The sequence below is a fragment of the Citrobacter sp. GW821-FHT07H02 genome, from assembly GCF_059418505.1.
Genome location: NZ_JBWKPZ010000010.1, coordinates 1 through 20,684, shown reverse-complemented (window position 1 = coordinate 20,684; position 20,684 = coordinate 1). Strand labels below are relative to the sequence as shown.

General features: G+C 47.7%; 18 protein-coding genes and 5 pseudogenes. All 23 read left to right on the top strand.

The features are described from left to right. Positions 1–29 precede the first annotated feature (29 nt). Positions 30–1,673 carry a multidrug ABC transporter permease/ATP-binding protein gene (locus AC07NP_RS12025; RefSeq protein ID WP_494660613.1) on the top strand — a complete coding sequence of 548 codons (1,644 nt, stop codon included), beginning with the start codon at positions 30–32 and terminating at the stop codon, positions 1,671–1,673. Positions 1,674–1,853: 180 nt separating this feature from the next. Continuing rightward, complete coding sequence (mgtE, locus tag AC07NP_RS12020) at positions 1,854–3,290, top strand: magnesium transporter (RefSeq protein ID WP_203360615.1); 1,437 nt, start codon at positions 1,854–1,856, stop codon at positions 3,288–3,290. Between the two features lie 154 nt (positions 3,291–3,444). After that, positions 3,445–5,100, top strand: coding sequence for a malate dehydrogenase (quinone) (gene mqo, locus AC07NP_RS12015; protein WP_494660665.1), 1,656 nt, complete (start codon positions 3,445–3,447; stop codon positions 5,098–5,100). 832 nt (positions 5,101–5,932) lie between these two features. Then, positions 5,933–9,925 carry an RHS repeat-associated core domain-containing protein gene (locus AC07NP_RS12010; protein WP_494660612.1) on the top strand — a complete coding sequence of 1,331 codons (3,993 nt, stop codon included), beginning with the start codon at positions 5,933–5,935 and terminating at the stop codon, positions 9,923–9,925. A 17-nt stretch (positions 9,926–9,942) separates the two neighbouring features. Then, positions 9,943–10,329, top strand: a complete 387-nt coding sequence (locus AC07NP_RS12005) for a DUF6258 family protein (RefSeq protein ID WP_494660611.1) — start codon at positions 9,943–9,945, stop codon at positions 10,327–10,329. Positions 10,330–10,470: 141 nt separating this feature from the next. Then, the gene (locus tag AC07NP_RS12000; protein ID WP_494660610.1) at positions 10,471–11,589 is read left to right on the top strand and encodes an RHS repeat-associated core domain-containing protein; all 1,119 of its coding nucleotides are present in this window, start codon (positions 10,471–10,473) and stop codon (positions 11,587–11,589) included. 97 nt (positions 11,590–11,686) lie between these two features. Beyond that, positions 11,687–12,130 carry a YbbD-related protein gene (locus AC07NP_RS11995; protein WP_494660609.1) on the top strand — a complete coding sequence of 148 codons (444 nt, stop codon included), beginning with the start codon at positions 11,687–11,689 and terminating at the stop codon, positions 12,128–12,130. A gap of 293 nt (positions 12,131–12,423) precedes the next feature. Next, positions 12,424–12,807: a DUF6258 family protein gene (locus AC07NP_RS11990; protein ID WP_494660608.1), complete on the top strand. Its 384-nt coding sequence runs from the start codon at positions 12,424–12,426 to the stop codon at positions 12,805–12,807. Between the two features lie 5 nt (positions 12,808–12,812). Further along, the gene (locus AC07NP_RS11985; protein WP_494660607.1) at positions 12,813–13,772 is read left to right on the top strand and encodes an RHS repeat-associated core domain-containing protein; all 960 of its coding nucleotides are present in this window, start codon (positions 12,813–12,815) and stop codon (positions 13,770–13,772) included. Next, complete coding sequence (locus AC07NP_RS11980) at positions 13,769–14,221, top strand: hypothetical protein (RefSeq protein ID WP_494660606.1); 453 nt, start codon at positions 13,769–13,771, stop codon at positions 14,219–14,221. Before AC07NP_RS11985 ends, AC07NP_RS11980 begins: the two co-directional genes overlap by 4 nt. A gap of 22 nt (positions 14,222–14,243) precedes the next feature. Continuing rightward, a pseudogene (locus AC07NP_RS11975) lies at positions 14,244–14,639 on the top strand (RHS repeat-associated core domain-containing protein); the annotation flags it as partial. 247 nt (positions 14,640–14,886) lie between these two features. Further along, positions 14,887–15,060: a hypothetical protein gene (locus tag AC07NP_RS11970; protein WP_494660605.1), complete on the top strand. Its 174-nt coding sequence runs from the start codon at positions 14,887–14,889 to the stop codon at positions 15,058–15,060. Beyond that, positions 15,057–15,530 (top strand): hypothetical protein, encoded by a 474-nt coding sequence (locus AC07NP_RS11965; protein ID WP_494660604.1) that lies wholly within the window; start codon positions 15,057–15,059, stop codon positions 15,528–15,530. The genes AC07NP_RS11970 and AC07NP_RS11965 overlap by 4 nt, the downstream gene beginning before the upstream one ends. A gap of 111 nt (positions 15,531–15,641) precedes the next feature. Further along, positions 15,642–15,956, top strand: a pseudogene (locus AC07NP_RS11960) (RHS repeat-associated core domain-containing protein); the annotation flags it as partial. 401 nt (positions 15,957–16,357) lie between these two features. Continuing rightward, a complete protein-coding gene (locus AC07NP_RS11955; protein WP_494660603.1) occupies positions 16,358–16,828 on the top strand; it encodes a hypothetical protein in 471 nt (156 codons plus the stop codon). A 34-nt stretch (positions 16,829–16,862) separates the two neighbouring features. Next, positions 16,863–17,371: pseudogene (locus AC07NP_RS11950) on the top strand (RHS repeat-associated core domain-containing protein); the annotation flags it as partial. A gap of 394 nt (positions 17,372–17,765) precedes the next feature. Further along, on the top strand, positions 17,766–18,158 hold the full coding sequence (locus AC07NP_RS11945) for a hypothetical protein (RefSeq protein WP_494660602.1): 393 nt from the start codon (positions 17,766–17,768) through the stop codon (positions 18,156–18,158). Between the two features lie 116 nt (positions 18,159–18,274). Next, a pseudogene (locus AC07NP_RS11940) lies at positions 18,275–18,379 on the top strand (RHS repeat-associated core domain-containing protein); the annotation flags it as partial. Positions 18,380–18,382: 3 nt separating this feature from the next. Then, positions 18,383–18,847 carry a DUF8616 domain-containing protein gene (locus AC07NP_RS11935; protein ID WP_494660664.1) on the top strand — a complete coding sequence of 155 codons (465 nt, stop codon included), beginning with the start codon at positions 18,383–18,385 and terminating at the stop codon, positions 18,845–18,847. A 2-nt stretch (positions 18,848–18,849) separates the two neighbouring features. Continuing rightward, entirely contained in the window at positions 18,850–19,419 is a 570-nt protein-coding gene (locus tag AC07NP_RS11930) for an SEL1-like repeat protein (protein WP_494660601.1), read from the top strand. Between the two features lie 108 nt (positions 19,420–19,527). Then, the gene (locus AC07NP_RS11925; RefSeq protein ID WP_494660600.1) at positions 19,528–19,719 is read left to right on the top strand and encodes a DUF4329 domain-containing protein; all 192 of its coding nucleotides are present in this window, start codon (positions 19,528–19,530) and stop codon (positions 19,717–19,719) included. Between the two features lie 183 nt (positions 19,720–19,902). After that, positions 19,903–20,211, top strand: a complete 309-nt coding sequence (locus AC07NP_RS11920) for a hypothetical protein (RefSeq protein ID WP_494660599.1) — start codon at positions 19,903–19,905, stop codon at positions 20,209–20,211. A 45-nt stretch (positions 20,212–20,256) separates the two neighbouring features. Beyond that, positions 20,257–20,684: pseudogene (locus tag AC07NP_RS11915) on the top strand (RHS repeat-associated core domain-containing protein); the annotation flags it as partial.

Sequence of the window (20,684 nt, the reverse complement as noted above, 5' to 3'; positions counted from 1 at the left end):
GGCTGTCATTACTTGTCCGGGTTGTCTGCATGGAACTTCTTCTTCTTGTCTGGCGGCAGTATCGCTGGCCATTTATCAGCGTCATGGCGCTCAGCCTCGCCAGTGCGGCGCTGGGTATTGGGTTGATTGCCTTTATCAATCAACGTTTGATCGAAACGGCCGACGCCTCGCTGATGGTATTACCGGAATTTCTCGGATTGCTGGTGTTGCTGATGGCGGTGACGCTTGGATCACAACTGGCGCTGACGACGTTGGGACACCATTTTGTCTACCGTCTGCGCAGCGAGTTTATCAAACGTATTCTGGATACTCGTGTTGAACGTATCGAACAACTGGGCAGCGCTTCGTTACTCGCCGGTTTAACCAGCGACATCCGCAACATCACCATTGCGTTTGTGCGCCTGCCTGAACTGGTGCAGGGCATCATCCTGACCCTCGGGTCTGCGGCCTATCTCGCCATGCTCTCAACCAAAATGTTGTTGGTCACTGCAATCTGGGTGGCGGTAACCATCTGGGGCGGATTCGTGCTGGTGGCGCGTGTTTACCGGCATATGGCGACGCTGCGCGAAACGGAAGACAAACTGTATAACGACTATCAGACCGTGCTGGAAGGGCGTAAAGAACTGACCCTGAACCGTGAGCGCGCGGAACATATTTTTAATCAGTTGTATGTGCCGGATGCCAAAGAGTACCGTCATCACATTATTCGCGCTGACACCTTCCATCTCAGTGCCGTCAACTGGTCGAATATCATGATGTTGGGGGCGATTGGGCTGGTCTTTTGGATGGCAAATAGCCTCGGTTGGGCAGACACTAACGTGGCCGCAACCTACTCTCTGACGCTGCTTTTCCTGCGCACGCCGCTGTTATCTGCGGTGGGGGCGCTCCCGACCTTGCTCACCGCTCAGGTGGCGTTCAATAAGCTCAATAAATTTTCTCTGGCGCCGTTTAAAGCCGAGTTCCCACGCCCCAACGCATTTCCGAACTGGAAAACGCTGGAGTTGCGTAATGTCATGTTCCACTACCAGGACAATGCGTTTTCGGTGGGGCCAGTCAATCTGACTATTCATCGGGGGGAGTTGCTGTTCCTGATTGGCGGTAACGGGAGCGGAAAATCAACGCTGGCGATGTTGTTGACCGGGTTATACCAGCCGCAATCCGGCGAAATTCTGCTGGATGGCGAAGCGGTCCCGGTGGATAAACCTGAAGACTATCGTAAGCTCTTTTCCGCCGTATTTACCGATGTCTGGCTGTTTGATCAGTTGCTGGGGCCGGAAGGAAAACCCGCCGATCCCGCGCTGGTGCAGAAGTGGCTTGAGCACCTGAAAATGGCGCACAAACTTGAGTTAAGCGATGGGCGTATTCTGAACCTGAAGCTGTCAAAAGGGCAGAAAAAACGCGTGGCGCTGCTGCTGGCGCTGGCGGAAGAGCGTGACATCATCCTGCTGGATGAGTGGGCCGCCGATCAGGATCCGCATTTCCGCCGCGAATTCTACCAGGTGCTGCTGCCGCTAATGCAGGAAATGGGAAAAACCATTTTTGCCATCAGCCACGATGATCACTACTTTATTCACGCCGACCGTCTGCTCGAAATGCGCAATGGACAGCTTAGCGAGCTGGTGGGTGATGAGCGTGATGCCGCGTCACGCGATGCGGTAGCGCGTACCGCCTGACCACCAAGGCCGGATGAGGCGTAGCCTCATCCGGCCTAATTGCCCGATAGCGCTACGCGTATCGGGCCGTCTATCCCCTGTATAACGCCGCTTTTTTATCCAACCACGTTGACCGTTTATTGTTATTTACATTTTTGGGGGCCATCCTTACTGGCATTCCATAATCTGGATTTATAACTAATGACCGTAACAACGAAAAATACCGCCAGGCAACGTGATGAAGAGCGTGCCCGCCTCATCTGGTTGCTGACCACTGATAAAGCCGTTATTTCCACCCTGTTAGGCAAACTCACCCTGGCTGAGCAATATGACGTCGGTACGTTATCCGACGATATTGCTGAGGTAGGGGCGTTGGTCGCTCACCTGCCGCCTGCCGATCTCGCCGATACCCTGGAGGCGTTGCCTTCCGAAGAGCGTCACGCGCTGTGGCGACTGGTTGAAAGTGAAAAACGCGGCAAAGTGTTGATTGAAGCCTCAGAAAACGTCTGGGACGATTTGATTGACGAAATGACCGACCGCGCGCTGCTGGATGCGTTGCAGTATCTCGACATCGATGAACAGATTTATCTGGTGCAGCATTTGCCGCGTAATCTCACCGGGCGGCTGCTGGCGACCTTGCCGCCGGAAGAACGCGCCCGCGTTCGCCAGGTCATGCACTACGAGAAAAATCGCGTTGGCGCGATCATGGAATTCGAAGTCATTACGGTGCGCCCGGACGTGACCTTAGAAGTGGTGCAGCGCTATTTACGCCGTTTGGGAAAAATGCCGGAAAACACCGATAAACTCTTTGTTATCAATCGGAAAAAAACGCTTGTCGGCGAGCTGACGTTAACCTGTATTTTGCTCAATGATGCGCAGAAAAAGGTGAGTGAGGTCATGGATGATGACCCCATGACCTTCGCCCCGGAAGACAAAGCCGAGAACGCGGCGCGTACCTTCGAGCGTGACAACCTGGTCAGCGCCGCGGTGGTGGATACGTCCGGTAAGTTAATGGGCCGCTTAACCATCGATGAAATTGTCGATGTGGTGTATGAAGAAACGGATACCGACCTGCGGCGCATGGGGGGATTAAGCGCGGAGGAAGACGTCTTTGCCCCGGTCACGAAAGCGGTGAAAACCCGCTGGGCGTGGCTGGCGATCAATCTGTGTACTGCGTTTATCGCCTCCCGCGTGATTGATGGTTTTGAACACACCATTTCGCAACTGGTCGCGCTGGCCTCTCTGATGCCGATTGTCGCCGGGATCGGGGGGAATACCGGGAATCAGACCATCACGATGATCGTGCGGGCGCTGGCGTTGCAGCATATTCAGCCGGGGAATTTAACCTTCCTGATCCTGCGCGAGATGGGCGTCGCGTTGATCAATGGGCTGGTCTGGGGCGGGATCATGGGGGGCGTGACCTGGTGGCTGTATGACGATATGGCGCTGGGGGCGGTGATGACCTTAGCCATGGTGCTCAATCTGCTGGTCGCCGCGTTGATGGGGGTCATCATACCCATGACGATGCTGAAGTTTGGCCGCGATCCGGCGGTGGGTTCCAGCGTGATGATCACGGCGCTAACGGACACTGGTGGCTTCTTCATTTTTCTGGGACTGGCGACGATTTTCCTCCTTTAGGTTGATAAACATTCAAATATTCAACAATAACTTTAAAATTTTAATGTAATTTATAAACAATATTTAAATTTTATGACTTAAATGTTAACGTTAATGCCGATTGATTTTCACCTGCGAAAAGCAAAAGCGATACTCAAAGTAAGGCATTAACATGATGAAAAAAGCGACGGCCATGCTCTTCACCCTGGCCGTGGGGCTGAATGTTGTCTCTGTGGCAGCACAAGCGAAAGCGGCCGAAGAGCAAGAAACGGATGTACTGTTAATTGGCGGCGGTATTATGAGCGCCACCCTTGGAACGTATCTACAGGAGCTGGAGCCGGAATGGTCCATGACCATGGTCGAGCGACTGGATGGCGTTGCGCAGGAGAGTTCAAACGGCTGGAACAACGCCGGGACAGGGCACTCCGCACTCATGGAGCTGAACTACACGCCGAAGAAAGCCGATGGATCCATCAGCATTGAAAAAGCCGTCGACATCAACGAATCCTTCCAGATTTCTCGCCAGTTCTGGGCGCATCAGGTCAACAGCGGCGTACTCCACGATCCGCGTTCCTTTATCACGACCGTTCCGCACATGAGCTTCGTCTGGGGCGACGAGAACGTGAACTTCCTGCGCGCCCGCTATGCGGCGCTCCAGCAGAGCACCTTGTTCCGCGGTATGCGTTACTCCGAAGATCACGCGCAGATCAAAGAGTGGGCACCGCTGGTGATGGAAGGGCGCGACCCGAAACAGAAAGTGGCCGCCACGCGTACTGAAATCGGTACTGACGTGAACTACGGTGAAATTACCCGTCAGATGATCGCCTCTTTACAGAAAAAACCAAACTTTGCGCTGCAAGTGAACACGGAAGTTCGTGGCTTTAAGCGTAACGCGGATAACTCCTGGACTGTGACCGTTGCCGATTTGAAAAACGGTGAAGCAGAGCACGACATCAAAGCGAAGTTTGTCTTTATCGGCGCGGGTGGTGCGGCGCTGAAACTGATGCAGGAGTCCGGTATTCCGGAAGCCGATGGCTATGCCGGATTCCCGGTGGGCGGTCAGTTCCTCGTCTCGGATAACCCGGATGTGGTGAATCGCCACCTGGCGAAAGTGTACGGTCAGGCTTCTGTCGGCGCGCCGCCGATGTCCGTACCTCATATCGATACCCGTGTTCTGGACGGCAAACGTGTCGTGCTGTTTGGGCCATTTGCGACCTTCTCGACCAAATTCCTGAAAAACGGTTCGCTGTGGGATCTGATGAGTTCAACCACAACATCGAACTTTATGCCGATGGTTAACGTGGGGCTGGACAACTTTGATTTGGTGAAATACTTGATGAGCCAGGTCATGCTGAGCGATGACGACCGTTTTGAGGCGCTGAAAGAGTACTATCCGCAAGCGAAGAAAGAAGACTGGCGTCTGTGGCAGGCGGGTCAGCGTGTGCAGATCATCAAGCGTGATGCAGACAAAGGCGGCGTATTGCGTCTGGGCACCGAAGTGGTAAGCGACAAAGACGGCACCATTGCGGCGCTGCTGGGCGCGTCACCGGGTGCATCAACAGCGGCACCGATCATGCTGCATCTGATGGAAAAAGTGTTTAAAGATAAAGTCGCCAGTCCGCAATGGCAGGCGAAACTGAAAACGATTGTGCCGTCATACGGAACAAAACTGAACGGTAACGTTGAGGCGACGGAACAAGAGTTGCAGTACACCAGCGAAGTGCTGGGTCTGAAATATGACAAGCCGCAGGTGGCGGACGCTGCGCCACAACCGCAACTGAAACCTCAGGCTCAGCCAGAGCGTAAAGAGGTCGCGGATATCGCGCTGTAAAATAAAAAAAACTGCCTCGGCATAACACCGTTCACTTAATATGTTTTGAGTGAACGGGATGCTGGATTTTTGAGATCCGAACGGTCCTATCTTTGGGCCGTTTTCTCTTTTCCGGCAGGATGAACTTTTTTGCTTTCTTTCGCGGGCTTCATTCGCCCGTATCCGAATGGGGACTGTTGCTGTAAACAGCCACGGGAGTGCTTCGCTGCTAACAAGCGGAGACAACTTTTCTCTGATCTTCTGAAGGTCGTTTTTCTCCACACCCAGGCGATTTTGCAGCGGTTTGGTTCTATTCTGGGCTGAAGCGCAGGACTCAATAATACTATGCACTATGCTACTCAGCAGGGACTCACCGAAAGCAATCCGGTTCGGCGTCCGATGAGCTCTGACACAAAAACTGATGTGTGCGATATGCGCTTGTGGTCGGAATATTTCAATACGTGCTGCGAGGGGGATATAGCAACCTATATTTATATGCGGCAGCTTAAGGCGGCCTGAACCAGTAACAGTGAGGCTCAGTAATAAACTGATACAACGATGGATTAAAATCAACAGGCAGTTTTACCGGAAGTCGGCACTGAATATAATAATTATGCAGATTAAATATAATTACGTCATGAATACTGAAGGAGTATTTATTTTATCCCAAAATATATTGAGCGCCACACAGTTAATTTTTATTAAATATTCCTCTTATTAACCTGCCCCATTGATATTCGTCAAAAAAGTAAACTCTAAAGGAGAGTATCCGTTTTATACAGGAACAGTATTTATCATTCTGACCAGCGCAGTCAGTTATGGACAGATGCGCCACAATAAAAGGATATCAGCAATGAGTGGAAAACCCGCGAGCCGGATAAGCGACGGCGTGGCGAATGGTCAGATTGTGCAGGGGTCGCTGACCGTTCTGATAGGCAGCCAGGGCGGCATCGCCTGCTCTGTATGCCCGGGTGGTGTCACTGAAGGCGACCCGGTTAACCCCGTCCTTGGTGCCAAAGTATTACCCAATGAAGTGGATGTCGCGTTGCCCGGTCCGGTGCCCTTCGTTATCAGCCGCAGCTACTCCAGTTATCAGACCCCGACGCCTGCACCTGTTGGCTTGTTCGGCCCCGGCTGGAGCCAGGCGGCAGAAGTCAGCCTGCTGGTGAAGGCGGACACACTGATACTCAACGACGATAAAGGCCGCAGCATCACCTTCGACCCGCTCAGCGCAGGCGAACTGACTTACAGCCGCAGTGAGAAATTATGGATAGTTCGCGGCGGGAGAGGGGAGCTGGAAGGCGGGCAGTCGGACGTACTGCAGCCGCTGTGGCAGACGCTCCCGGAAGAGGCACGGCATCACCCTGAGCTGTACTTTGTGACCAGCGATTCACTGGGACCCTGGTGGATATTCAGCCATGAGGGTGCGGTGCAGCCGGGCCGTCAGCTGCTGCAGATGCAGCGCGACCGCTTCGGGCGCAGCATGGTGCTGGAACGGGCGCAGGAAGGGGAGTTTACGGGCCGCATCACTGGCGTCACCGACGGCAGCGGACGGCGTTACCGGCTTGAACTGATACAGGCGGTTGCCGCCACGGAACAGGACAGCGGCGTCCGGCTGACGGCCGTGTGGCTGGCGCGTGATGGCGGCTACGATGTGCCGGAGCTGCCGCTGGCGCGTTACGGCTACAGCGCACACGGCGAACTGGTCAGCGTATATGACCGCAGCGGTCTGGAGGTGCGTGCCTTTGCTTATCATCCGGGCTGTCCGGGGCGGATGAGCGGCCAGCGACATACCGGCCGTCCGGTGACGGCGTATGAGTACGACGATGCAGGTCGGGCGGTACGACAGATAACTGAAGACGGCCACGGGCTGGACTATCACTTTGACTACCAGCCGGACAAAACCATTGTCACCTACAGCGACGGCAGACAACGGACGTATCACACCAAAGGTGAAGGCGGCTTAAAGCGGGTGGTCAGAATTGACCACCCGGACGGCAGCAGCGAGCAGAAAAAGTACGATGCCAGCGGGCGGTTGACTACCAGTACTGATCCGCTGGGCAGAAAGACCGCGTATGCGCTGGATGTGGTCAGCGGTGACGTCAGCAGCATCAAAGGGCCGGACGGGAAAGAAGTCCGTTTCGACTATAACCGTCAGGGCCAGCTTATCGCCACGCTGTACCCGGACGGCACCACCACCCGCAGCGACTATGACGCACTGGGCCGGATAACCGCACAAATGGCGGCAGATGGCAGCATCACCCGCTACCACTATGCCGGTGTCGCAAGCGACCTGCCGGTGGAAATCGAAGATGCCAGCGGCGGCAGGAAACAGCTGCAGTGGGACCGCCACGGGCAGCTTGTTTGTTATACCGACTGTAGCGGTTATAAAACCACATATACTTACGAGCCGTGGGGGAATCTGACCGAAACCCGCGGCGAGGAAGGCAGCCACCTCACACACGAATATGACGCACGCGGCAACCGGGTCAGCAGCACCGACGCTGAAGGACGGACCACCCGTTACCAGTACAACAGAGCGGGCGACCTTACCGGGGTGATTCTTCCGGATGGTAGTGAACAACTTCTGACCCGTGACAAACGCGGTCATCTCACCGAATCCCGCCAGGGTGCACGGGTGCGGGAATACCATTACGACCTGGCGGGGCGGCTCACTGGCCTGACTAACGAGAACCGGCGTCCGTACAAGTTCAGCTATGACGCAATGGACCGGCTGACGGAGGAGGTGGCGTTTGACGGCAGAACACAGCGTTATCGCTACGATATGGCAGGACAGCTGATACTGCGTCAGGACGGGGACATCACCCACCATTATCAGTACGACGACGCGGGACAACTTATCCAGTTACACAGCACTGGTGCGAAGGGTGACACCCGGACACAGCATTACCGGTACACAGATGCGGGTCAGACGGCTGAAGTCCGGGACGACACCGGCGGTGTCAGCTGGCGCTATGACGCAGGCGGGCGCATCGCCGAAGAAGTGCAGACCGCATATAACGTCGACGGGGAGGCCATCTGGCAGCATAAAAGCCGTCACCGTTACGATACGCTGGGCAACGAGCAACAGACACAGTACGGCGCGCTGCCGCAGACCGGCTGGCAGCGGTACGGCAGCGGGCATCTTATCGGTGTCGGCCTGGGCGGTCATGTGATGGTGGAGCTGACGCGGGACAAACGCCACCGGGAAGCGGAGCGGGTATTCGGGCCTTACCGGGAGCAGCGGCGCTACACGACAGCGGGCCAGCTGGCAGAAACAGTGACCGGCAGTGAGTCGCAGGACTACCGGTACGACATCCGGGGTCAGCTCACCAATATTGGTGAAGAACGCCGGTACGGTTACGACGACAACGGGCGCTTAATCAGCGCGGTGCAGCCGGGGCTTAACGCGGACTACCGCTACGACCCGGCGGGTAACCGGGTGGACGGGGAAGGACGCCAGCAGTTCGACAACCGCCCGGCAAAAGACAGCCAGTGGCAGTATGAGTACGATGTGTGGGGCAACCTGATTAAAAAGAGCAATGAGCGGGAGAAGCATCTTTACCACTACGACCTGCGGCACCGGTTAACGGGCTATGAGAAACAGACTCCGTCGGGAGCCATCACCCGTGCGACCTACCGCTACGACCCGTTCGGCAGGCGCATCAGCAAAACAGTAAAACGCAATAACCAGAGCGACACCACGCGCTACGGCTGGGATGGGGACAGGCTGGTGCAGACGGAGAAAAACGGCCAGAAAATGTACACTCTCTACGAACCCGGCAGCTTTACACCGCTGCTGAGGGTGGAAAGCGAGGGCGGAGACGAAGCGTATACCCCTCTGGCACAGAAGTTACAGCAGCACAGCCAGATACCGTTTACCGCGCAGGAGTATGAAGACATGGAGCGTCTGGAGGACGAACTGAGGACCGGAAACCTGTCGGAACGTAGCCGCAACTGGCTGGAATTTGCGAATATCCCTGCATACCTGATGGCGGCACAGCTTGACCCTCTGCCGGTGGCGAATATCCGAAAAATTTATCTTTATCAGTGTGACCACCGTGGCGCGGCGGTGGCGCTGATAAACCGGGAGGGGCAGACAGAGTGGAAAGCAGAGTCGGACCCGTGGGGAGAAATCCTGTCGGAGGAGAACCCGCACAATATTGAACAACCGCTGAGGCTGCCGGGTCAGTGGTATGATGATGAGTCGGGACTACACTATAACCGGCACCGGTATTATGATCCGGCGCAGGGGAGATATATTACGCAGGATCCGATTGGGTTGGCGGGTGGGATGAATTTCTATCAGTACCCACTGAACCCATTGCTGAGTATTGACCCGCTGGGTCTGGCTGCTAATCAGCAATGCCCGATAGACCCTGTTACCGGGCAGCCTGTAGGACGATTTATTTCAGATTCACGGGGAAATATTATGATGGAGCCGGTTGGTGGCTCAACGGGCCCATACCCGGCTTCGAACCTTAATAGCCCAGATACGCATACATTTTATGAAAATGGGTCAAATGCGTACAGGTTGAATCCTCAGGGGCATGCTAACGTACCTGAACCGCATGCACACGCGCATCTGCCTGGCACTGGACCATATACTAAAGGACAAGGAGCTTCACTCGGCGTTGAAGGTAATGTTGTGAATCGGAATAGCAGCGCAGCGCATTTTAGCATTAAAGGTCTAGCTGGCATTAGTGCGCTGGAACCGTTATTGCATATGTTCACACTAAGATCGTGTCGTACGGGTTCGTTTTCACAATGCTATTGTGCATTATCAGCTGAATACGAAATGGATTCGGACTCAGCTGATAATATGTGTTCTGGACAAATGTATTAAATTTAAAGGTGAATGTTATGATAGATCGTATTTATTTAGGTGACAGGGCTGTGAAAGGGATTGAAATCGATAGCTGGAAACGAATTGTCAGAATAAAAATTGATGTTATATCAAGATTAAAAAAAGGTGAGGTAGGCTGGGGGTATTATGATAAAGAGGATATTGAGGATGGATATTTGGTTTTTTCAGATGTAATAGATTTTCAAATGCTTCCTTTGGGAGTAATTCCGGATGATTACATATTAAGTTTTTCTACGCGAGAAAATGAAAATGGACATTTCATTTCAATTATGTGCGCAGGTGCGAGCACTTCTGGTGCACTCGGTAATACATGTGAATGCGAAATTAAGATTGAACATGATAATTCTTGGCTTGAGAATAGCTTAAAAGAAAAAATTGACTGAAGCCAGTACAGCCACACCCTGAGCTGGAGCGATGGCCGCGACACCACCCGGGCAGAATACCTGTATGACGCCCTTGGCAGACGCATCGGCAAGCGCACCGTTGTGCTTAACTCGCAGGGCCATCCCCGTGAAGAGCCCCGAATGACCTGGTATGGCTGGGAGGGTGATAACCTGGTGCTGACCGAGCGTGACGGGCAGCGTATCCATACCGTTTATCTGCCCGGAAGCTTCGTGCCGTTGCTGCGTATCGAAGGGGATATTCCGGAGCCAGTGCAGACGCTGGCCGACACCCTGACACAGGACTCTGGTATCACCTTCACCCCGGAGGTGACGCAACAACTGCATCAACTGGAGCAGGAGCTACGCGACGGTGAACTGAGTCCGCACAGTCAGCAATGGCTGGCCGTCTCACAACTGACGCCAGAACGCCTGCTGCCGCTGCTGAAACCGTTGCCGGAGCCGACAACGCCGACGGTTCATCTGTACCACTGTGACCATCTGGGCACCCCGATTGCCATGATAAACACGCAGGGCGGCACTGACTGGCGGGCGGAATTTGACCCGTGGGGCAACCAGGTGGACGGCAGTAATCCGCAGCGCCTGTACCAGCCCATCCGTATGCAGGGCCAGCATTATGACGAAGAGTCGGGGATGCATTATAACCGCTACCGTTATTACGACCCGGCACTGGGGCGCTATATCAGTCAGGACCCGATAGGGTTGAAAGGAGGGATGAATCTGTATAACTATCCGTTGAACCCTGTATCAAAAATAGATCCGCAAGGGTTGGATGTAAGCGAAGCATTAGGGCCATTTGTTAATTCTCCGGGGATGCAGTCTGCTGTATCTGATGCAATGTTTAGCGAACCTTGGTATATGAATGCAGACACTTACGAAATTTTAAATACAGGACTTAATGATATGGAAAGATTAAAACTTAAAGATTCAGATCAGTTTTTCCATTGCATGGCATTTTGTCGTGTGTCGAAATCAAGAAAAGCAAGTATTAATATAGGAGCTTTTCTTGGAGGTATAAAAGAAGGAAGAGATTTTTTATTAAACAAAGTAGGCATGTACGGCAGAAAAAAACTTTCGGATGAGGATATGATAGCTGATAATCTAGCCGATTTGGCTGTAAATCATCATGGGATAACATGTGCAGCAGAAACGAGTTGTTCGGATCGATGCTCGACTTACTTGAACCCAGAGCATAAAAAAACCAAGAAAATTTTACAACAAGAAGGTTACATTGATTATTAATCTAAAAAAAATGTTCAAGATGAGAAAATTTATTTTTCTCATCTTGATTTTTATAGTGCTATTGCTGATTTTTTTTGCGAATAATAATCGAGTTGGAATGACCAAGTATGATCTTTACTCTGAAATCACTAAAAGTGATGGTATTCATACATGGTTACCTGATTTCTTTCCAAAATCTGCTAGAAATATTGCTTTCAAAGCAAACGTTGAAGATGATTATTTTTTAATTACATTTTCTCTGAATGAAAATGATGCTCTAGATTTTGAAAAACAGTTTTTTATTTCCACATCGGAAAGAGGTGATGAATATATAAAAGAAGAAGAACCACATACAATAAAGCGCTGGTGTAAGTCAGGAAGAGTGCCTGAGCAAGGAAGCGAACAAAGTCTATATTTTACAGCTAAGTTAAGCGGTAGTGATTATGTCTATCTCATCACTGGATTTCCATATAAGAAACATAGTCCATATTTTGAACAGACACCTATGTTACTAAATATATATTGCGATCTATCAAAGCAAAGAACTTCACAACTGCAATAGCAAGTGGAGGATGGTCAAAGCGAAGCGCGACATGAAACGCCACGGATTTAACAGATACCTCAGAGTCATTTAAGATGACTTAAATGGAACAGTAGTGCCGCACACTTTAGTATTAAAGGACTTTATGGACTTAGTGTTATACAACCATTACTGCATATGTTCACCCTGAGATCATGCAAAAGTGGGACATTCACACAATGCTACTGTGCTCTATCCAATGAAGGCCAAATGGATTCAGATTCAGCAGATAACATGTGTTCAGGTGAAGTGTATTAACTTAAAAGGTAATAATCATGATTGATAGACTACATTTAAGCGAGAGAGGAATCACTGGGCTTGAAATAGACAGTAGAAATTTAATTGTCAGAGTTAAAATAGATTCAATATCTAGATTACCTGTGGGCAGCAATGAATGGTCATATTATGATGAAGAAGATCTGGATAATGGATATCTTGTTTTTTCTGATGTGTTTTTCCTTGAAGTCTCCCCAGCAGGAATCATCCCTGGGGATTACATAATTGAATATGAATTAGTTGAAAAGCATACAAGCTGGGAGTTTACAATCATAACCGTCGGCCAACCAAATAGAGTATACAAAGGCGATAAGGAGAGCACTATAAAAATAAAATTTCACGATTGCTGGCTGGAGAACAAAAATAAAGAAAGAGTACCGTAATATATGTGAAACCACCGCATGGTGAACGATGCCCCGACGGAAGCGTGGCGCGAGATGGCGAACTGAGTCCGCACAGTCAGCAATGGCTGGCTGTCTCACAACTGACGCCAGAACACCTGCTGCCGCTGCTGAAACCGCTGCCGGAGCCGACAACGCCGACGGTTCATCTGTACTACTGTGACCATCTGGGCACCCCGATAGCCCTGATAAATACTCAGGGCGGCATCGACTGGCGGGCCGAATTTGACCCGTGGGGCAACCAGGTGGACGGCAGCAATCCGCAGCGGCTGTATCAGCCTATCCGCATGCAGGGTCAACACTATGACGACGAGTCGGGCATGCATTATAACCGCTACCGTTATTATGACCCGGCACTGGGGCGCTATATCAGTCAGGATCCGATTGGGTTGCGGGGTGGGTGGAATGTATATAATTATCCTTTGAATCCAATCACAATGTCTGACCCATTAGGGTTGGTATTTAGGGTTGAGGGAGATAGGGAAAGTTTTGACTCAGCAATTAAGTATCTAAAACAAGATGCAGAGATGAATAAGATAATTACCGCATTGGAGAATGATAGTAAGCATACTGTGGTTGTTAGTTGCAATAGTGAGCACGATAATTCGTTTAATAGGTTGACAATGAGAATTCATTGGGATCCAAAATCTGCTATTTTTTGTGACAGTAATGCAGGGTTGAATGGGAAATTTGATTTTAAAAATGGTACTCAAGTACCCGCATTCGGATTAGGTCACGAAATATCCCATGCGCATGCCTTCATAACAGAAGGGTATAAGGATTTTGTTAGCCGTACTCGCACCCCTGATCCAGATTACGATGATTCTGAAGAGAAGCGAGTAATAACTGGCGTTGAAACACATGCTGCAAAATCGTTAAAACAATGTGTTAGGAAAAACCATCGAGGTTTTAGCTATCATGTACAGGGACCGTTGGAGTATTTATGAGAATTTTTTTTATTTCATTTCTGCTTTGTTGTTTTGGAAATGTGTGTGCGGATGATGTCGATGTTATATGCAATACAAAAAATATAAATAAAATGGAGGTGATATATTACCCGACATTCATTTTAAATAACATTGCAACAACAAAGGAACAGTTAAAACTTCGATATATATATAAATTTGAAATAAATAACATACAAGATACCCCTTATCAAGAAGAGATAATGCGAATTCTCCGCATTGACTACTCCGAGAAAAAGAAAGATAGTGATATACGCTGGGGGGTAAACATCAGTTCTGAAGGCGGCGGGAGGTGTAGTCTGTATTTCGATGCTTTCGGAAAATGCGGAAAAATAAATGATGTTGATGTGTGCTTCAAAAATAATAAAATAATAGATTGGGTTAAAAATAACATACCAATATTTATGCAATATGATAATGATGTTCAGTGATTGGTATGCCAAAGGTACACTGCAACAGTGGCTGGCAGGCTGCGGCCTGACGGTAGAGCAGATGGTCAGGCAGATGGACCCGGTGTATACCCCGGAGCGAAAAATCCACCTGTATCACTGTGACCACCGCGGCCTGCCGCTGGCGCTTATCGATGAAAACGGCAGCATGCCGTGGAGTGCGGAATACGACGAATGGGGAAATCAGCTGAATGAGAATAACCCGCATAATCTGACGCAGCTTATTCGTCTGCCGGGGCAGCAGTATGATGAAGAGTCCGGGCTGTACTATAACCGCCATCGTTACTATGATCCGTTACAGGGGCGGTATATTACTCAGGATCCGATTGGGTTAAGAGGTGGGATTAATCTATATAGTTACCCTCAAGATCCAATGCGTAATATAGATCTTCTTGGATTAAATCCAATAATTATAGCCGGCCTATGGGGGGCGTTTAATTTTCTTTCCACAGCTACAATTGCTCAACAATCGTCACAAACCAAAACAGACCAGTATGGACGGCGTGTTGATCCAGATTCAGAAAAATTAACAGAGGAACATAAAGCTGGAGTAAATCCTGGAGGAAATTGTACTCCTCAGGATTTAAATGATTTACAAAATGAAAAAAAACAAAATGTGCAATCAATCTAGGGCCTGTAGTCCTCAAATGCCGAAAGAAGAACTTTTGAGGAGATTTGAAATAAATATGACATGTGGTTCTATAAGGAAGCAAATAAACAAGCAGTGTTTTTCTGGAGGTGATGAGATTCACATGAAAGAAGAAAGTGAGGCTTATGGCGTTGGGGCTGTATGCAGTCGTTATGCAGGATTAAAAAAATGAATTTTGATAATCATGATGAAATCCTGGAGGATTTAATTAATGCTTTTCCTAAGTTACCAGTGGTGAATATTCCAATCGAAGTTCATGACGCTTTTGAGGGACGTGTGGTATATGATTTTTTTCATGGAAAAACTTGGGCTGATTTGGCCATGGAGATCAATTTTTCTGAATGTAATGAAGCCTTGGAGAAAGGGGTTTTATATCTTGGTTTAAGTGAATTTAAATATTACATGCCCTTTTATGTTTATGGGGCGCTACTAAACGATGGTTGGGCTTTTGAATATTCTTTCTTTTTACATTATTTGACTCCTGGTGTTATGGACGACACTTCATTTATTTCATTTATTGATGGCTTTGATGATGTCCAACAAAAAATATTATATGAATTTGTTTACTATAAGGCTAAATCAAAATTTGATTTACTTGCAATAGATGCTTTTGAATCGTATTGGATTTTACACCAAGAATAATGCGACGTTCTGTTAAGTGTGCACAGCCAGCAATGGCTGGCGGTCTCACAACTGACACCAGAACGCCTGCTGCCGCTGCTGAAACCGTTGCCGGAGCCGACAACACCGACGGTTCACCTGTACCACTGTGACCATCTGGGCACCCCGATAGCGCTAGTAAATGCCCTGGACGGCATCGACTGGCGGGCCGAGTTTGACCCGTGGGGCAACCAGGTGGACGGCAGTAATCCGCAGCGGCTGTATCAGCCTATCCGTATGCAGGGCCAGCATTATGACGACGAGTCAGGCATGCATTATAACCGTCACCGTTATTACGACACGTCACTGGGCCGCTATATCAGCCAGGATCCGATAGGACTGGCGGGGGGATGGAATCTCTACAATTATCCGTTGAACCCGGTTACAGATACAGATCCTTTGGGGTTAATAGAAGTTCTTCCAGGCCCGATACTTTTCCCAGTCCCATGGTCAAATAGCCCTGCACAGAAGGAGGCCAATGATAATGCTGCAAAAGCATTAACAAAATGGTTGAATGAAGTATTTAGTGATAGTGAGGAAGAAGAATGCCCTCCATGCAATCCACCTGCGGGAGAAAAATATAATATTGATATTCATTATCAGGCTCATACAGGAAGAGGTTTAAATGATGGTTCTCATGGATGTGAAATTCTAACTGGAAACCCAACGCATTGGCATTATGATGTAAATAATCAGAATCCGAAAACATGTAGATGTTACCCCCAGGAACATGTTTTTGGCGGATGTGGTACACCTTAGTGTCTACTGGCACATGATCTTGAACCTTAATTTTATTTGGGAGTTTTATTATGGGTATTAACTTGGTCAATGATTGTCAATTTCATGATAATTTAATTCATGGGGTTTCATTTGCTTCAGATGTTGGTGATTTTAGTTCTGACATTCATTTCGACATTGATCACATACTGGAATGGCTATGCTGTTCTAAAAACATAGACGAATCAATGTTCTCGGTTTCAAGGGCATTACTTAAGTTTCATGATGTAAGTGATTTAATACTTGATTTGTCATGGGGCGAAACCCAATACAGTAAGTTTACTGGTTTCAGATCGGGTGTATTTATCCTGGATGTTAAAAAAGAGAAGGTGGAATCACTACTCGCGAAGGATGATGGAAGTTATTATAAATGGCAAGTATTAACAAATAATAAAAATAGTATCATTCAATTTGGTGCATCATCAATGTCATTAGAGTTAATTGGCACGCCCAAGATAGTAAATAGGCAATATTTAATAAACAGTGAACGAAGAGTTGAATAATTCAATCCACGACAACATTATAACTGCCACCATGGTTGCGGAGAAACTGCAGCAGGACGCAGGGCTGGTGCTGATGCCGGAACTGGTGACGCTGCTGGATAACCTGGAGCGGGAGCTGCGCAGCGGCCAGCTCAGTGACCAGAACCGCCAGTGGCTGACGCAGTGCGGGCTGACCGTGGAGCAGATGGAAAACCAGCTGGAGCCGGACACACCCCGAAGAGAAAAATCCATCTTTACCACTGTGACCACCGGGGACTGCCGCTGGCGCTGATTGACGAAGCAGGAGCGATAGCCTGGCAGGCAGAATACGATGAATGGGGAAATCAGCTGAATGAGAATAACCCGCATAATCTGACGCAGCTTATTCGACTGCCAGGCCAGCAGTACGATGAGGAGTCCGGGCTGTACTATAACCGTCATCGTTACTATGATCCGTTACTCGGGCGGTATATTACACAGGATCCGATAGGGCTGGCGGGGGGATGGAATGCGTATCAGTATCCATTGAATCCTGTCGTGAATATAGATCCACTTGGGTTGGTTGTCTTTTATCTGGGGGAACAAGAGTTAGCTACGGCATATAAGTCATTGAAAGTTTCATCACCTTTCGCTAATAAAATGATTAGTACCTTAGAGGCTTCTCCTTATATATATAAAATCACTAACGAAGAAGACAATACTGCTTATTATAAACCAACATCAAGAATCATAAGTGTTGATCCTCATTTTCACCCTAAAGTAAATGTTGATGTTACTTGCAACAGTCGTAAGGTAGAGGAAGCACCTACAGATATTTTATTAGCCCACGAAATAGGTCATGCTTTTTGGAATGTAGGTGATGGCTCTGATGGAATGTTGATGTTAACGCTTGCTGAAAATCCAGTCAGATCAGATTTAGGAATGTGCCCAAGAATTAACCATGAATGGGGTGAGTAAAGTGTTAAAGTATATTTTCTTTAGTTTTGTTTTTTGGTTTCCTTTTGCTAAAGGAACTAATGTTTATTATTTTCCATTTGATCGATGGACTTATGTTGGAATCACTTCTGACACTATAGAAAAATATTGTAATGAAAAATGGAACCTAGGATATCATAGCGATATTGAAAATTTAGAAAATATACTAAAAGGGGAAGGTTCAATAAATAAATTTTCTGCATCGTCCGTTCGACTATTGTTTAATAATAATGATCGACATATATATGTGGATGTAAATGGAATTGTATCCAATGATTTAAAAACAGGAGCAAAAATTGACTTAATGGAATTAAATAAATATAGACAATTGCTGTCTCCGGGAGTAATTAGTCACTGTGATAAAATAAGGAATTGAGAAGTAGATAAAATTCTTATATACCCGTGATCATTGAAGACACTAGATTTATCAGAGCATGGCGGTAGCGTATTGACTATGATGCAGAAGTTTCAGTAACCTACGAATGAAACCAGTTGTATGATTCGTCGATCGAGAAGATTCGCCACCCCGATCCGATAGGCATCAATGGGGGGATAAATCTTTATCAGTATGCGCCGAATCCGTTGAGGTGGATAGATCCGTTGGGGTTGGCAGTGGATTTGAATTATTATTCCCCGTCAGATTCTATATATAAAGGCTCTCTTAATATAAAGGAATTTCCTAACGGTTTTACAGTTGGAGGTCATGGTACGCCTACATCTATGGATGATGATAGAATTAAAAAAGGAAGTCTGTTGACAATAAAACAATTATCTAGCGATATAAGAACGAATCCTAAATATCATAAAGGTATGGCTGTAGTCTTGTTTTCCTGCGAAACAGGAAAGGGTGAAAATTCATTTGCACAGCAACTAGCAAACGAACTTAACACTCCAGTAATTGCTCCTGATAAATTAATATGGATTTGGGATGATGGAAGTTTCAAAATTATGGGGAAAACAGTTAGAATAACAATAGACGCTACGGAAAAAGGGTCGTTTAACATGGAGCCAGACGAGTTGCAACCAGGAAAATTTCATGTTTTTAATCCTGCAGGAAGCAAATAGCAATGAAAGTGTTTACTTTTGTGTTGATTATCATGGTATGTTTTTATAATTTTGCAGTGAGGGCTGATGTGGATAACTCAAAACATTCTGATGAGGCGAAAAAAGTATTGACGGAGCTTTCTGTTGGAAAAGGTGAAGGTGAACCAAAATCAACAGCAAGTGTCTTTTATTTACAGCCAGACGAAGTAAATACTTTATCACATCAGGCAAAGCGAGGCGATGGCGAGGCGAGTTTTAGGTTATTTATGTACTACAAGTTTTCCAATTATGATGAAGAAAAAAGCAGCCAGTGGTTAAAAATAGCAGCTAATAATGGTCATGCGACAGCTCAGTATCGGTTATATGTAGATTTACAAGAACAAGGCGAAACCAAGAAAGCTAATGAATGGTTGCAAAAAATTAAATTAGCTGCCAGTAATAATGATAGTTCAGCAATGTGGTTCTTGGTGAATTGTTATAAGAACCTGGGAAATAAAAAAGAGGCATTGCAATGGGCATATAAACTCAAAGCGAGCAAACAATCGCTTGATGCAGATCGACTCATTGAAGAATTGACGAAAGAACAAAAGTAGCCTTTAAGCAGGTAAAGAGAAAAATGGAGTATAGATCCGCTTGGTTTAGACCTGGTTGACATACCAAAATATACATTTAATAAACAAGATGAAGCCGCACTCTTTGCCATGAAGATGTGTAATTCCGTATCAATTGCAGAGAATAGAGAATATTGTGGGTTAGTTTGTAAAACATCTGATAATAAGTACATGGCAACAGAATCAAAAAAAGGAAGTTTGGCTGGTTTCTCGCCATCAAATAGTTCTTGTCCTTTAGGTTCAACTAGGGTTGGTGATTACCACACACGGTTTTTATTCTGATCTAAAAGGTAATCCGGTCCCCCCTCAGAATGATGCGTATGACTCTTTACATTTTTCATCGAGAAATATTAGTGGGATAAAAGCAGATGGAGTGGGTAACCCTAATTATGTTGGCTATTTGGGAACTCCAAATAATAAATATTATAAATTCACTCCGCAGACAGGTAAAGCAGAGGAGATGAAATGAAGAGGATGATTTTTTATTTATTTGTTTTTTTTGTAACACCATTAAAATGTTTTGGTGAAGAAGTTCTTTTCTTGAGTGAAATACAATCAAAAGCACTAAGTATTGCTTTTGAACATGTTAAAAGCCATGATAATTTCGATTTGTTTAACACTATGATAATTGAAAGTAATGAAGATATTCGAATTGATTTTTATTGTAAATCTGATTCAAGAGACACTCGTGGCGGAGGTGGAAAACAAATCATCTATATTATATCAAAGGCTAATTTTGAAATTAAAAGTATAAATAAAGGCCGTGGTAAATAAAAGATGTTGTAAACGTTTACCGCGCTGGAGTATGCGGATATGGAGCGTCTGGAAGACGACCTGCGGACCGGAAACCTGTCGGAAAGAAGCCATGACTGGCTGGAATTTGCGAACATCCCTGCCCACCTGATGGCGGCACAGCTTGAGCCGCTGCCGGTGGTGAATATCCGTAACATTCACCTGTACCAGTGTGACCACCGGGGAATGCCGGTGGCGCTTATTAACAGTGAAGGCCAGACAGACTGGAAAGCGGAACTGGATCCGTGGGGAGAGATGCTGTTGGAAGAGAACCCGCAGGGCCTTGAGCAATCCCTTAGACTACCGGGCCAGTGGTATGACGTGGAGTCGGGGCTGCACTATAACCGGCACCGGTACTATGATCCAGCGCAGGGAAGATATATTACGCAGGATCCGATTGGAGTAGTGGGGGGATGGAATCTATACTCTTATGTTTATAATGATCCGATTGGTTT

Coding starts and splice junctions, on each gene's coding strand:
- AC07NP_RS11980 (WP_494660606.1), top strand. CDS start 13,769: ATGAGAATTTTTTTTATTTCATTTCTGCTTTGTTGTTTTGGAAATGTG.
- AC07NP_RS12010 (WP_494660612.1), top strand. CDS start 5,933: ATGAGTGGAAAACCCGCGAGCCGGATAAGCGACGGCGTGGCGAATGGT.
- AC07NP_RS11995 (WP_494660609.1), top strand. CDS start 11,687: ATGACCAAGTATGATCTTTACTCTGAAATCACTAAAAGTGATGGTATT.
- AC07NP_RS12005 (WP_494660611.1), top strand. CDS start 9,943: ATGATAGATCGTATTTATTTAGGTGACAGGGCTGTGAAAGGGATTGAA.
- AC07NP_RS12000 (WP_494660610.1), top strand. CDS start 10,471: ATGACCTGGTATGGCTGGGAGGGTGATAACCTGGTGCTGACCGAGCGT.
- AC07NP_RS12025 (WP_494660613.1), top strand. CDS start 30: ATGGAACTTCTTCTTCTTGTCTGGCGGCAGTATCGCTGGCCATTTATC.
- AC07NP_RS11955 (WP_494660603.1), top strand. CDS start 16,358: ATGGGTATTAACTTGGTCAATGATTGTCAATTTCATGATAATTTAATT.
- AC07NP_RS11990 (WP_494660608.1), top strand. CDS start 12,424: ATGATTGATAGACTACATTTAAGCGAGAGAGGAATCACTGGGCTTGAA.
- AC07NP_RS11930 (WP_494660601.1), top strand. CDS start 18,850: ATGAAAGTGTTTACTTTTGTGTTGATTATCATGGTATGTTTTTATAAT.
- mgtE (WP_203360615.1), top strand. CDS start 1,854: ATGACCGTAACAACGAAAAATACCGCCAGGCAACGTGATGAAGAGCGT.
- AC07NP_RS11920 (WP_494660599.1), top strand. CDS start 19,903: ATGAAGAGGATGATTTTTTATTTATTTGTTTTTTTTGTAACACCATTA.
- mqo (WP_494660665.1), top strand. CDS start 3,445: ATGAAAAAAGCGACGGCCATGCTCTTCACCCTGGCCGTGGGGCTGAAT.
- AC07NP_RS11970 (WP_494660605.1), top strand. CDS start 14,887: ATGCCGAAAGAAGAACTTTTGAGGAGATTTGAAATAAATATGACATGT.
- AC07NP_RS11925 (WP_494660600.1), top strand. CDS start 19,528: ATGAAGATGTGTAATTCCGTATCAATTGCAGAGAATAGAGAATATTGT.
- AC07NP_RS11965 (WP_494660604.1), top strand. CDS start 15,057: ATGAATTTTGATAATCATGATGAAATCCTGGAGGATTTAATTAATGCT.